Below are 12,258 nucleotides of genomic sequence, written 5' to 3' on the forward strand. Positions count from 1 at the left end.
TGATCGTCGTCCAGGCCGATGACGATTTCGTCCTTCGCGGTGATCACCTTGAACAGCGAGACCTTGGAGGTCGCAAGCGCGGGATGCGACAGCACGCTCTCGAGAATGAGGCCTGCCAGTGCGAGACCGAGCAAAAAGCGGTTAGAGCGAGTGGACATCGGATTTCAGTTCTTAACGCCATGCACGCCGAACAGGCATGTGCAAGTTGCAGGCAGCAATTGTAGTTCAGGACAGAAACGCCCCGCGTCACCATTGGAGGTCACGCGGGGCGAACATGTCGTTCAATGGTGTCTACGTGGTTACTTCGGCTGAAGTTTCAAGGCTGCGGAGTTGATACAGTAGCGCAGGCCAGTGGGGCCCGGGCCATCGTTGAAGACATGCCCGAGATGCCCATCACACTTGGAGCACAGCACTTCCGTACGGATCATGCCGTGTGTCGTGTCGTGCTCCTCGTCGACATGACTTTCTCGTGATGGCTGCGTGAAGCTCGGCCAGCCGCAGCCGGAATCGAATTTCGCATCCGATTCAAACAGCGTCTGTCCGCAACCGGCGCAGACATAGGTGCCGGGCGTCTCGGTGAATTCGTATTCGCCGCTGAACGGACGCTCGGTCGCCTTCTCGCGCAGGATCGCGAACTGCATCGGCGTCAGTTCGGCGCGCCACTCGGCCTCGCTCTTCACGACTTTGTCAGCGGGGGTCTTGGTATCGGACATAGTGCCTCCGGTTCCGCCGCCCGCCAATGTGCGACCGCCACCTCAGTTCGTGGCTTTGGCCGCATTCACCAGCGTCGGCTTCTCGATGAAATTCTCGGCAAAGATCTTCTTCAGGTTCTCGATCTTCGGCAGGTCGTTATAGACAATATAGGGCTGATTAGGGTGCAGCGTCAGATAGTCCTGATGATAGGCCTCGGCTGGATAAAAGGCCTGCAGCATCCCCAGTTTGGTGGCGATCGGCTTCTTGTAGACCTTGGCGGCGTTCAGCTGCGCGATATAGGCCTCGGCCACCTTCTTCTGTTCCGGCGTGGTGGCGAAAATCTCCGAGCGATACTGCGTGCCGACATCCGGGCCCTGGCGGTTCAACTGGGTCGGATCATGCGCGACCGAGAAATAGATCTGCAGGATCTTGCCGTAGCTGATCTTCTTCGGGTCGTATTTGATCTCGACCGCCTCGGCATGTCCGGTGGTGCCGGTCCCGATCGCGGTGTAGTTCGCGGTCGACTTGCTGCCGCCGGAATAACCCGACACCGCGCTGACGACGCCATTGGTGTGCTGATAGACGCCCTGGACACCCCAGAAGCAGCCGCCAGCGATCACAGCCGTCTGCAGGCCATCGGCGGCCTGCGCGTCAGTGGCGGGAGCAGGGATGATCACGGCTTCTTCGGACGCAAATGTCGGTGCGATCTGCACGGCAGCGATGGCAAGGGCACCGGCTGCGGCGGTGAGCGTGAGGCGGCGGAACAGGGAGCGCATGGCGGATCCTCTCGGGTGTCGCGTGCCGATATCGGCAGTCTAGCCCGGTGGTGGCGGCAGGCAATTGCCGGGCCGGGCAGTTATGCGAGATACGAACTCCGAAGCAGCGCGTTACACGGCGACGGACACGGTTTCGTGAGGGAGAGATGCCGCGCTCGGGCCAAAGAAAAAGCCGCGAGACGGGAGTCTCGCGGCTTCATCGGATCGATGCATCGATTGCTTACGGGCAGGCGTAACGCATGCCGTTCTTGTTCAGATAGGTGCCCGAAGCCGGGTCGTAGGACCGGTAGCGCTGGGCGCAGTAGGCGTGGTTCTGCTGCTGGGCAGCCTGGGCCTGGCTGGCGGCGATGGCGCCACCGATGATCGCACCGGCAGCGAGGCCGCCGATCACGGCGCCAGCGCTCGGACCGCGGCGGTAACCGCCGTGATAGCCGTAGTGGTGATGGTGATGGCGGCGATAATACTGGACCTGCTCGACCGGGGCTGCGCCGCTCTGGCTGATCGCGCTCTGGCTGATCGCGCCCTGGGTCATCAGGGGCGCCGACGTGGCGGGTGCCGCGAAGGAAACGGCGGTGATACCGGCGAAAACGACGGCGGCGGCGGACTTCATCAATCGCATTTCAACTCCTGCCTCTGCGTAATGAACAGGACTAACGCTTAAGCATCGTGACGGTTTCAGGGCACCGTCAAATTGTTCCTGCGGCATTCCCGCACACACGCAAAAGTATCAGACGACGATGCTCAATCGTTTCGCGGCACGCGTGATGCCGGTATAGAGCCAGCGGGCGCGGCTGTCCTGAAATGCGAAGCTTTCGTCGAACAGCACGACATCGTCCCATTGCGAGCCCTGGCTTTTGTGCACCGTCAGCACGTAGCCATAGTCGAACTCGTCATAGGGTTTGCGCAGGTCCCAGGACAGGCCTTCGACGCCACCGGTGAAACAGTCGGCGCGCACGGAGACCTTCGTGACCTTCCCGCCAAAATCTTCGTCCGGCATGATGCGCATGGTGACGATGGCGGATTTCGACGTGGCCCGCGCCCGCACGCGCCACAAGCCGCCATTGAACAGTGCCTTTTTGCGGTTGTTGCGCAGGCAGACCAGCTTGTCGTCGGCGACGGGCAGGGGATCGGTGAGGCCGAGCTTTTCACGGACCCGCATATTGTAGGCGCGGCGCGTATTGTTGCGGCCGACCAGCACCTGATCGGCGGCCATCACGCGCTCCGGGTCGAGCGATTTTCGCGATACGACCTCGCTGTCGCCAAAGCGGCCAATGCTCAGCGGCCGGCCTTCACGCACGTCCATGGACATGCGCACGATCGGATCGTGTTCGGCCTGTCGATGTACCTCGGTGAGCATGGCGTCGGGTTCGCTCGCGGTGAAGAAACCGCCGCCCTGGATTGGTGGCAGCTGTGCGGGATCGCCGAGCACGAGCAGGGGGCAGTCGAACGACAACAGATCACGGCCGAGTTCGGCATCGACCATCGAACACTCGTCGACGATGATCAGCTTGGCCTTGGACGCCGGGGCATCGTCCCAGAGTTCGAAATTCGGCGTCTCCTCGCCGGTCTCGCGGGCGCGATAGATCAGTGAATGGATGGTGGACGCTTCGTGGCAGCCCTTGTTGCGCATCACCAATGCGGCCTTGCCTGTAAAAGCCGCATATTTCACCTCGCCATCGACATCCTCGGCGATGTGGCGTGCCAGCGTGGTCTTGCCGGTGCCGGCAAAGCCGAACAGGCGAAACACCTGCGGCGTGCCGTTCTGGCCGGGCTTGGCCTTCAGCCAATCGCCCACGGCTTTCAGCGCGGCGTCCTGATGCGGGGTGAATTTGGTCATAGGGTCTCGGGGAAGAACGATTCGAAAAGGGAAGCTAACCATTCGGGCGGGCGGTGCAAGCTGCGCTCAATCCGCCCGACGACACGGCGACGGGTTGCCCATCGGCGTCAGATGGATCAGTTATAGCGGGCGCACGTAAAGGAGACCGGCTTGGAACGCAGACTGCTTCAAATCGCATTGGCGATCGTCGGCCTTGTCGCCATCCTCTTCGGTGTCACCGGCGTGTTCTTCGGCACCAGCCTGTCGGGCGTCACCCTTGGCGTGACGATGGAAGGCTATGTGCGCTTCATCAAGGGCGTGCTGATCGCAGCCGGGTTGATCTACTGGTCGGCGATCCCGCGCCTGGAAGCGCGTGGCGAGCGAATCGGGGTGGTCAGCTTCCTGCTGGTGTTCGGTGCGGCGGGGCGTTTGCTGGCGGTGGTCGGTCACGGCTTTCCAACGGTGGGGCTGATGGTCAGCCTGATCGGCGAACTCGTCGTCGTACCGCTGATCTGGCTGTGGCACCGCAGCTATGTCCGGCGCAGTGCCGCTCGATGAAGCGTGCAGGCATCTGGCTGATTTATATCGTTGGCGCGCTGTCGATCGGCTATCTCGCCCTGTTCGCCTATCAGATGTGGCGGAAGCCGGATCTCGTGCCGGGCGAGCCGATCAAGATTTTCCGCAAGCAGGATGCGCCAAGCTATTCGTAGCGCTCACTGTCGTTGCCCGGCTAGACCGGGCAACCCAGTAGACATCGTCCGTCGTGATTGAGCCGGAATCTCACCGTGTACTGGATCGCCCGCTTTCGCGGGCGATGACAGACGGGGAGTGAGGCAGCTCACGCCGCCCCCATCATCCCGCGATAATCGCCATTGCCCGCACCGGCCGGAGTAATCGGCAGGCCGCCATCGGCATATTCGTTCAGCTTGTTGCGCAGCGTGCGGATCGAGATGCCGAGGATGTTCGCCGCATGGGTGCGGTTGCCGAGGCAGTGCTTCAGCGTCTCGAGGATCAGGTCGCGCTCGACATCCGCCACCGTGCGGCCGACCAGCGCGCGCGTCACCTGTTCGGCGGCCATGGTCGCATGCGCCACCGCCGGCTGGGCCTTGGCCTGATCGAGGCGATCGCCATCCGGCGTCAGGATCGCATCCGCGCCGATTTCGTCGCCCGACGACATCAGCACCGCGCGGTGGATGGTGTTTTCCAGTTCGCGCACATTGCCCTGCCAGCGATTGCCGGTGAGGACACGGCGCGCGTCGGCCGAGAGCGGACGCACCGGCACGCCATTGGCTTCGGCATATTTCTTGGCGAAGTGCTGGGCGAGTTCGAGAATGTCGGCCGGGCGATCGCGCAGCGCGGGGATCTTGAGGTTGACGACGTTGAGGCGGAACAGCAGATCCTCGCGGAAGGTGCCGGCCTTCACGGCATCCGACAGGTTGCGGTTCGAGGTCGCGATGATGCGGATATCCACCGGCACAGGCTTGGTGCCGCCGACGCGGTCGATGACACGCTCCTGAATGGCGCGAAGCAGCTTCGATTGAAGCCGGACATCCATTTCGGAGATTTCGTCCAGCAGCAGCGTGCCGCCGGTGGCTTCCTCGAACTTGCCGATGCGGCGGGCGATGGCACCAGTGAAGGCGCCCTTTTCGTGGCCGAACAGTTCGGATTCCAGCAGATGCTCGGGGATGGCCGCGCAGTTGATGGAGATGAACGGCTTCTTGGCGCGGTTCGAGCGGGTGTGCACATAGCGCGCCAGCACTTCCTTGCCGGTGCCGCTCTCGCCGGTGACCATCACCGAGGCATCGGAGCCGGCGATCTGCTGCGCCAGCTTCACGACCTTGCCCATCATCTCGTCGCGGAAGATCAGGTCGCGCGAGTCATTGGCGACGGCTGCGAGGACGGCGGCGATCAGTTCCGGCTCGGGCGGCAGCGGGATGTACTCTTTCGCGCCGGCATGGATCGCGGCGACAGCGGCGCGCGCATCATTGGTGATGCCGCAGGCTACGATCGGCACATGGATGTGCTCGGCCTCGAGCCGCATCACGAGGTCGCGGATGTCGAGGGCGACATCCACCAGCATCAGGTCGGCGCCCTTGCCGGATCGCAACACGTTCATGGCCTGATCGTGCGCTTCGGCATGCACCACCGAGGCGCCGTTATCCATCGCGATCTTGGTCGCGGTGGTGAGCTGGCCTTTCAATGTGCCGACGATGAGAAGCCGCATGGTGATCTCCTGTTATCTCTTTGGTTCGCGCCGCTGTCGCGAAGTATCGATTAATTCTCGGCCTTGATGATTTCGGTCATGGTGACGCCGAGCTTTTCCTCGACCAGCACCACTTCGCCGCGCGCCACCAGGCGGTTGTTCACATAGATGTCGATGGCCTCGCCGACGCGGCGGTCGAGTTCGAGCACCGTGCCGGGGCCGAGCTTGAGCAATTCGCCCACTCCCATCTTGGAGCGCCCGAGCACGGCCGAGACCTGCACGGGTACGTCGAACACCGCTTCGAGGTCAGCGGCGATGCGCGTAACGTTTTCCTCATCGGCATAGCCGACATCGCCGGTCACCATCGGATCGCCGGCATTGAGATCGGGAAGCGGGACCTGGGGATCGCTCATGGTTCAGTCCTCATGGCCTTCAAGCCGTATTGCGGGACGCCATGTAGCGTCCGACGAGTTCGTTGATCTTGACATCGATGGACGCGCGGTCGAGCACCATGCCGCCGTCAGCCCATTCGATCTTGCAGTCGCCATTGGCGATGTCGGGTTCGGCGAGAATGACGAGGCGGCCGGTGAAGCCGCTCTGCTTGGCCTGCTTCTCGATCTTCTCGCGGGCTTCCTCATACAGCGCATCATTGATGCGGATGACGAGATGCGGCGTGGCGACGAGATGGCGGAAGCAGTCATGCACCAGCGCCATGATCTCGGTGAGCGGCTCGCGCGCCACCAGTTCGCTGCACAGCTTGCGCGCGACCGCGATGGCAACATCGACGGCCTCGGTCTCCATCTTGGTCTCGATGCCGGCGACGCCCTGACCCACGGTTGCGGCGGCGATGCCGATCTGTTCGAGGGCCAGCGCCATGCGGCGGTCCGCTTCGGCCTTGGCCTCGCGCTGGGCGGCATCAAAGCCTGAGCGATAGGCATGAGCCTCGGCCTGGGCGATCCGTTCGGCCATTTCCGCGGGCGTGATGACCGGCGCGCGTCCGTGATCGGGCGCCGCGAAGTCGGTATCGAACAGGAATTTTGCGGGGGCGGCCATCAATACACCAGCTCGTCGTCGGCGCGGTTCTTGGTCAGCACGATTTCGCCCTTGGCGGCGAGATCCTTGGCAAGGTTCACCAGCAGTGCCTGCGCTTCATCGACGTCGCGCAGACGCACCGGGCCGAGCGCGGCCATGTCGTCGGTCAGCATCTTGGCCGCGCGTGACGACATGTTGCCCATGAAGAAGCTGCGGACTTCCTCATTTGCGCTCTTCAGCGCGATGCCGAGCTTGTCCTTGTCGATATTGCGCATCAGCGTCTGTGCCGAGCCGGCATCGAGCTTGATCAGGTCATCGAAGGTGAACATCAGTGCCTTGATGCGCTCGGCGGATTCGCGGTTCTCTTCTTCCAGCGAGGTGATGAAGCGCGTTTCGGTCTGGCGGTCGAAATTGTTGAAGATTTCCGCCATCACCTCGTGGGCGTCGCGACGGCGGGTCTGCGACAGGTTGGACATGAACTCGACCCGCAGCGTCTGCTCGACGCGCTCGATCACTTCCTTCTGCACCGCTTCCATGCGCAGCATGCGGTTGATGACGTCGAGCGCGAGGTCTTCCGGCAGGATGCCGAGTACGCGGGCGGCATGTTCCGACTTCAGCTTCGACAGCACCACGGCCACGGTCTGCGGATATTCGTTCTTGAGATAGTTGGCGAGAACCTCTTCCTGCACGTTGGAGAGCTTCTCCCACATGTTGCGGCCGGCCGGGCCGCGGATCTCTTCCATGATGCCGTTGACGCGCTCGGCCGGCAGATACTGGGTTAGCAGCCGCTCGGTGGCGTCATAGGTGCCCATAAGCGCGCCGGACGCCGACATCCGCGACACGAATTCGAGCATCAGGTCTTCGACGGTTTCCGGCTCGATGGTGCCGAGGCTGGACATATGGGACGACAATTCGCGGACTTCGTCGTCATCGAGCAGCGACCACACCTTGCCGCCGTATTTCTCGCCGAGCGCCAGCATCAGGATCGCGGCGCGCTTGGGACCGCTCAGCGGCTTCGTCGGCGCACGGCCGGCCTGGCGCGCGGCAAGGCCGGCGACCACGCTCTGGATGTCGCTGCTGTTGTCGCCGGTGGTTGCGGGGAGCTCTGCCATCGGGATTACGCCGGTTCCTGCAGCCACTGACGAACAATGGCCGCGGTTTCATTCGGATTGCGATCAGCCAGCTCACCGACGCGATGCACCGACTGGGCATGGACCTGGCCCTGGATGGTGGCAACGTCGATCATGTTGGCGCCGGTTGCGGCGACCAGGGTCTGGCCGTCAGCGCCGACCGTGACATTGTCGGGCAGCGCCATCATGCCGGCCGGGACCGGCAGGGCAGCCGGCGGGGTCTCCGGCGTCAGGATGCGGCGGACCAGCGGGCGGACGACCATGAACACGACGACGAGACCGAGCAGCATCATGACGCCGAGCTCGATGACGTTCATCACGTCGTCCTTGGTGAACTGCAGATTGCCGAGCAGGCCGGTCGGCTCGGCAGCGGGCGGAGCAGCGGGGCCTTCGGCGAATTTCAGGTTGACCACTTCCACCTGGTCGCCGCGCTTCTGATCGAAGCCGATGGCGGAGCGGACCAGGGTGGCAATGCGGTCGAGTTCTTCCTTCGGGCGCTGGGCATAGACCATCTCGCCCTTTTCGTTCTTGCTGTAGCTGCCATCCACCAGTACCGCGACCGAGATCCGGTTGACGCGGCCGGCTTCGGTGACTTCGGTCTTGGTGACACGGGAGATTTCGTAATTGTTGGTCTCTTCCGACTTCTTGCTCTGATCCTTGGGGTTCCCGGTGGTGTTTTGCTGATTGCCGGGGAGCTCGTTGTTGACGGTCACCTGGCCATCACGCTCGCCGCTCTGGGATTGTTCTTCGCGGCTCTGGCTGGAGCGCAGCACCCGGCCTTCCGGATCGAACTTGTCCGAGGTCTGGGTCACCTTGTTATAGTCGAAATCGGCGGTGAGCTGGACGCGGGCGCGACCGGAGCCGACCACCGAGGAGACAATGGACTCCACCTGGCTGCGCATCCGCTTCTCGAAGGCGGTGCGGCGCTCGTCGCCGGCGGCGGTCTCGGCATTCGGATCGGCGGCGCCATCGGCGAGGAGCTGGCCGGCCTCGTCGACGATGGAGACCCGTGCCGGCTTCAGCCCGTTGACGGCCGAGGCGACCACATGGCGGATCGCCCGAACCTGCTGCGGATCCAGCGCGCCGCGAATGCGGACCACGATCGAGGCCGACGGCTCCGGGGTTTCGCGCGAGAACAGCGGGCGCTCGGGGAGGACCAGATGCACGCGGGCCGACTGGACGCGGTCGATCGCCCGGATGGTGCGGGCGAGTTCGCCTTCCAGGGCGCGCAGGTGGTTGATGTTCTGGACAAAACTGGTGGTGCCGAGGGCGTCCGACTTGTCGAAGATCTCGTAGCCGACGCCGCCGCCCTTGGGCAGGCCGCCTTCGGCCAGCTTCATGCGCAGGCGGGTGACCTTGTCCTTCGGCACCATGATGGCGGCGCCGTCATTCTTGATCTCGAACGGGATCGCCTGGCGTTCCAGATCCTTGATGATCGCCGAGGAGTCCTCGGTGGTCAGGTCGGTGAACAGCGTGGTCATCTGCGGCGTGGTGACGCGCATGATGATGAAGCCGAAGAAGCCGATCAACGCCACCGTGACGGCAAACATCGCTGCCAGGCGCGCGGCACCGAGACTTTTGAAGAAACTGATCAGACCCTGCACAACCCGGCCCCTGGAGATTCGGTCTCCGGGACCGACTGGGCAATTTTTGCCGAGGTATGGTTTCCAGTTGGTTAACGCGGGTTAACTTTACGCCTCATTATTGCCAAACAGCAAAAACCGGCTTCCGAAGGGAAAGCCGGTTTTCATCAAACTCGAACCGTTAAGGTTTTGTTTACTGACGATACTGCTGGATGCGGGTGGTCCGCAGGCCGGCTAGACCGTGCTGGTCGATGGAGAACTGCCAGGACAGGAACTCGTCCACGGTCAGCGTGTAACGGCTGCAGGCTTCTTCCAGAGAAAGAAGGCCACCGCGGACGGCGGCGACGACTTCGGCCTTACGGCGGATCACCCAGCGCTTGGTACCCGGCGCGGGCAAATCGGCAATTGTTAATGGGCTGCCGTCAGGCCCGATGACGTATTTGACCCTCGGGCGATGGGGTTCTGTCATGGCGTACTCACACTACTCTCAACCACTGAACTCACAGAAACAAACTACGCCCGCCGGCTTAAAATATGCCTAATCCCACAACTCCAATGCGAATAGACTTTGCGAAAGGGTTTGTTGACGATTTGGCAAAGGGGGGCGGTCCAGCGTCCTCCGCCCGCACGTCGCGGTGAGGAGGCACGGCCGGTCCGCCCAAACGCGCGGAGCGCAGGCGGATGTACCGTCTTGAAACATGGAGATGGCCATGTTCGCCGCCTGCCGCCATAGCCAACGGAAGGCTCTGACGCTGGTAAGGAGGCACGGCTTCCGGCCCCTCGACAGGACGAGGGGCGAGCGCGAAGCGAGGGGTGCGAGATGAGTTCTCGCGCCGCTCAATCTGCCCGATGCGCGTATCAGGTCGAAGGTGTGGGCGTCGGTGTCGGCGTGCTGGTCGCGCGCACGACGCGCTTGATCTTGTCGACCGTGTAGTTCGAGCCGTTGATCGACAGCAGCGCCGGGCTGGCTGACAGGTCGACCGAGTCGACGACGCCCTGGACTTCCGTGGAGACGCCGACGTCGCGGCCGTTGTCGTCCTTCGCGGTCGCTGTCAGCGTGTAGGCGCCTTCCGGATATTGCACGCCGTCATTGCCCTTGCCGTCCCAGACGAAGGTGCCTTCGCCGGACTGCAGCGAATATTTGCCGCTATAGACGACGTTGCCGGCCGAGTTCGTGATGCTGATATCCGCCGTGGAAGCCTTGTCTGCAAGCAGATTCCATGTCGCCGACGTCTTGAACTGCGCGGTCGCGCCATCCACGGCGACATTGTTGCCGACATAGACCAGCGCCTGGGTCGCCTGCGTCGCCTTTTCCATCTCCACCAGCGACTTCAGCTGATCGTTCGACTTCAACTGCTGTTCGACTTGCGCGAACTGCACGAGCTGCTGCGTGAACTGGTTGGTATCCAGCGGATCGAGCGGATTCTGGTTCTGCAGCTGCGTGGTGAGCAGCGTCAGGAAGGTCTGGAAGTTATCAGCGAGGCCCGTCGACGAGCTCGTATTGGTGCTCGTATTCGTATTGGTCGAGGTCCCGGAGACGACAGGGTTCGAGTAAGTCGCATCAACTGCCATGGGTCAATCCTCAGATGCTGATATCGATGCCGCCATTGGCGCCATACATGCGGCCATAGCCGCGTGCTGCAGGGGCCACGGTGACGGTGTCGTCGTCATTGATGGTCAGGCGGTGCATGTGGCGGCCGGACTGCTCGCCATTCTGCTGCTGTTGCTGTTGCGGAGACTGGTCGCGCAGCGAGAACTGCAATCCGCTGTCATTGGTCTTGAGGCCGGCCTCTTCGAGCGCACGCTGCAATTGCGGCGCGTCCTGGCGCAGCATGGTCAGGGTTTCCGGCTTCTCGACCGTGAGATGGGACGTGACATTGCCATGCTTGTCGACTTCGAGACGCACATCGATGCGGCCGAGCTCGGCGGGATCGAGGCGAATGTCGAATGACGTCTTGCCGGCCTTTGCCGATTGCGCGATCTCGACGGCGACGCCGGACAGCGGCACCGGCGGATTGGCGGCGACTTGCGGCTGCAGCTGCTGCGCAGCGGCAACGGTGTTGGTCGCCTGCAGATGCGTCGGCTGCGGCAGCGGCGTGCTGGTCGGTACCGCCTGATCGAGGGAAGCCGGCTGCGGCGCTTGCTCGGCACGATGTGCGCGGTTCTGCTCGACTGCAGGCTTCGCGTCGGTGCTGGCTGCGGCATTCGCGTCCGGCTTCGGCGCATCTGCTGCAGGTTGATCCGTCTTGCCGTCAGCCATCTGCTTGGGAGCAGCGCCATCTGCCGGGGTCGCCAGTGCCGATGCGTCCGTTTTGCCTTCCGGCTTGCCGTCGCCGGTCGTCAGCGTGGCGGTCTTTGCGGTTTCGCTGCCTTCGGTCTTCTTCGCGCCTTTCGCGGCAGCCGGCATGGCGCCTGCGATCAGCGCGGCGAATGTCGTTTCGCCTTCGGCGGATTTATCGGTCGGCAGCACGCCGGTCTCGGGTGCTGCGATTTCGCCGGCATCGAGCTTTGCCTTTAGGGCGGCGGCAGCTGCGATGGCGAGGGGCTGCGCGCTGCCGGTGGTGTCCGGGGTGGTCGGGACGACGCCGGCTGCGTCCGTCGCCGACGCAACGGATGTCGCTACGGCGACTGGCACCATGTCGAGCGTCGCGGTCTGTGCGGCGGCGTCGGCGGCCGTCGTGGCGTCGTCGCTTGCGACATTCTTGGGGCTGTCCGTCGAATCCGCTTTTGAATCAGTGGCTTGATCGGATCTGGACGATTTGTCGTCCTTGCGCGCGGTTTTGCCGGTTTGCGACGCATTTGGTGCGGCGTCAGTGCGGCGGTCTTGCGGCGCCGATGAGGCGCGGTCATCCCGGCGATCGGCTGCCTTCGGACGCTCGGCGACCGGGCGGTCGTCGCGGCGAGACGGTGCCGGGATGTCGGGGCGGGCGGTCGGGGCGGCAGCGACGTCACTATTGGCGGTATTTTGTTCGACCAGCGAAACAAAATGGTCCGATCCAGCCGATGCATCGTCGCGCGCGGATTT

Annotated in this window: 14 protein-coding genes; 2 read left to right on the plus strand and 12 right to left on the minus strand. The window is 63.3% G+C overall.

The features are described 5' to 3' along the window. Positions 1–299: 299 nt before the first annotated feature. The 4 genes from msrB to ACIQ17_RS23950 all read right to left on the minus strand — a co-directional run bounded on the left by msrB (position 300) and on the right by ACIQ17_RS23950 (position 3,306). Positions 300–713, minus strand: coding sequence for a peptide-methionine (R)-S-oxide reductase MsrB (msrB, locus tag ACIQ17_RS23935; RefSeq protein WP_398471708.1), 414 nt, complete (start codon positions 711–713; stop codon positions 300–302). 42 nt (positions 714–755) lie between these two features. Then, complete coding sequence (msrA, locus tag ACIQ17_RS23940; protein ID WP_398471709.1) at positions 756–1,469, minus strand: peptide-methionine (S)-S-oxide reductase MsrA; 714 nt, start codon at positions 1,467–1,469, stop codon at positions 756–758. A 220-nt stretch (positions 1,470–1,689) separates the two neighbouring features. After that, a complete protein-coding gene (locus tag ACIQ17_RS23945; protein ID WP_398471710.1) occupies positions 1,690–2,088 on the minus strand; it encodes a BA14K family protein in 399 nt (132 codons plus the stop codon). A 108-nt stretch (positions 2,089–2,196) separates the two neighbouring features. Next, positions 2,197–3,306, minus strand: a complete 1,110-nt coding sequence (locus ACIQ17_RS23950) for an ATP-dependent RecD-like DNA helicase (protein WP_398471711.1) — start codon at positions 3,304–3,306, stop codon at positions 2,197–2,199. 150 nt (positions 3,307–3,456) lie between these two features. Here ACIQ17_RS23950 and ACIQ17_RS23955 point away from each other — a divergent pair, with 150 nt between their 5' ends. Beyond that, positions 3,457–3,843, plus strand: coding sequence for a DUF4345 domain-containing protein (locus tag ACIQ17_RS23955; RefSeq protein ID WP_398471712.1), 387 nt, complete (start codon positions 3,457–3,459; stop codon positions 3,841–3,843). Continuing rightward, positions 3,840–3,995: a hypothetical protein gene (locus ACIQ17_RS23960; protein WP_398471713.1), complete on the plus strand. Its 156-nt coding sequence runs from the start codon at positions 3,840–3,842 to the stop codon at positions 3,993–3,995. The genes ACIQ17_RS23955 and ACIQ17_RS23960 overlap by 4 nt, the downstream gene beginning before the upstream one ends. 128 nt (positions 3,996–4,123) lie before the next feature. Here the strand turns inward: ACIQ17_RS23960 and ACIQ17_RS23965 are convergent, their stop codons facing one another. The 8 genes from ACIQ17_RS23965 to ACIQ17_RS24000 all read right to left on the minus strand — a co-directional run. Then, positions 4,124–5,509, minus strand: coding sequence for a sigma-54 interaction domain-containing protein (locus ACIQ17_RS23965; RefSeq protein WP_398471714.1), 1,386 nt, complete (start codon positions 5,507–5,509; stop codon positions 4,124–4,126). Between the two features lie 50 nt (positions 5,510–5,559). Then, positions 5,560–5,901, minus strand: a complete 342-nt coding sequence (fliN, locus tag ACIQ17_RS23970) for a flagellar motor switch protein FliN (RefSeq protein ID WP_398471716.1) — start codon at positions 5,899–5,901, stop codon at positions 5,560–5,562. Positions 5,902–5,920: 19 nt separating this feature from the next. Next, positions 5,921–6,541, minus strand: coding sequence for a FliH/SctL family protein (locus ACIQ17_RS23975; protein ID WP_398471718.1), 621 nt, complete (start codon positions 6,539–6,541; stop codon positions 5,921–5,923). Further along, positions 6,541–7,632, minus strand: coding sequence for a flagellar motor switch protein FliG (gene fliG, locus ACIQ17_RS23980; RefSeq protein WP_398471720.1), 1,092 nt, complete (start codon positions 7,630–7,632; stop codon positions 6,541–6,543). Before fliG ends, ACIQ17_RS23975 begins: the two co-directional genes overlap by 1 nt. A 5-nt stretch (positions 7,633–7,637) precedes the next feature. Further along, positions 7,638–9,254 (minus strand): flagellar basal-body MS-ring/collar protein FliF, encoded by a 1,617-nt coding sequence (gene fliF / locus ACIQ17_RS23985; protein ID WP_398471722.1) that lies wholly within the window; start codon positions 9,252–9,254, stop codon positions 7,638–7,640. A gap of 172 nt (positions 9,255–9,426) precedes the next feature. Continuing rightward, positions 9,427–9,702 (minus strand): DUF1153 domain-containing protein, encoded by a 276-nt coding sequence (locus ACIQ17_RS23990; protein WP_002714638.1) that lies wholly within the window; start codon positions 9,700–9,702, stop codon positions 9,427–9,429. Between the two features lie 389 nt (positions 9,703–10,091). Beyond that, a complete protein-coding gene (locus ACIQ17_RS23995) occupies positions 10,092–10,805 on the minus strand; it encodes a flagellar hook assembly protein FlgD (protein ID WP_398471726.1) in 714 nt (237 codons plus the stop codon). A 10-nt stretch (positions 10,806–10,815) separates the two neighbouring features. After that, positions 10,816–12,258: flagellar hook-length control protein FliK (locus tag ACIQ17_RS24000; RefSeq protein WP_398471727.1), on the minus strand; the 1,443-nt coding region annotated here is incomplete at its 5' end.

The organism is Tardiphaga sp. (assembly GCF_044340795.1).
GTDB lineage: Bacteria > Pseudomonadota > Alphaproteobacteria > Rhizobiales > Xanthobacteraceae > Tardiphaga.

Coding starts and splice junctions, on each gene's coding strand:
- msrB (WP_398471708.1), bottom strand. CDS start 713: ATGTCCGATACCAAGACCCCCGCTGACAAAGTCGTGAAGAGCGAGGCC.
- msrA (WP_398471709.1), bottom strand. CDS start 1,469: ATGCGCTCCCTGTTCCGCCGCCTCACGCTCACCGCCGCAGCCGGTGCC.
- ACIQ17_RS23945 (WP_398471710.1), bottom strand. CDS start 2,088: ATGCGATTGATGAAGTCCGCCGCCGCCGTCGTTTTCGCCGGTATCACC.
- ACIQ17_RS23950 (WP_398471711.1), bottom strand. CDS start 3,306: ATGACCAAATTCACCCCGCATCAGGACGCCGCGCTGAAAGCCGTGGGC.
- ACIQ17_RS23960 (WP_398471713.1), top strand. CDS start 3,840: ATGAAGCGTGCAGGCATCTGGCTGATTTATATCGTTGGCGCGCTGTCG.
- ACIQ17_RS23965 (WP_398471714.1), bottom strand. CDS start 5,509: ATGCGGCTTCTCATCGTCGGCACATTGAAAGGCCAGCTCACCACCGCG.
- fliN (WP_398471716.1), bottom strand. CDS start 5,901: ATGAGCGATCCCCAGGTCCCGCTTCCCGATCTCAATGCCGGCGATCCG.
- ACIQ17_RS23975 (WP_398471718.1), bottom strand. CDS start 6,541: ATGGCCGCCCCCGCAAAATTCCTGTTCGATACCGACTTCGCGGCGCCC.
- fliG (WP_398471720.1), bottom strand. CDS start 7,632: ATGGCAGAGCTCCCCGCAACCACCGGCGACAACAGCAGCGACATCCAG.
- ACIQ17_RS23990 (WP_002714638.1), bottom strand. CDS start 9,702: ATGACAGAACCCCATCGCCCGAGGGTCAAATACGTCATCGGGCCTGAC.
- ACIQ17_RS23995 (WP_398471726.1), bottom strand. CDS start 10,805: ATGGCAGTTGATGCGACTTACTCGAACCCTGTCGTCTCCGGGACCTCG.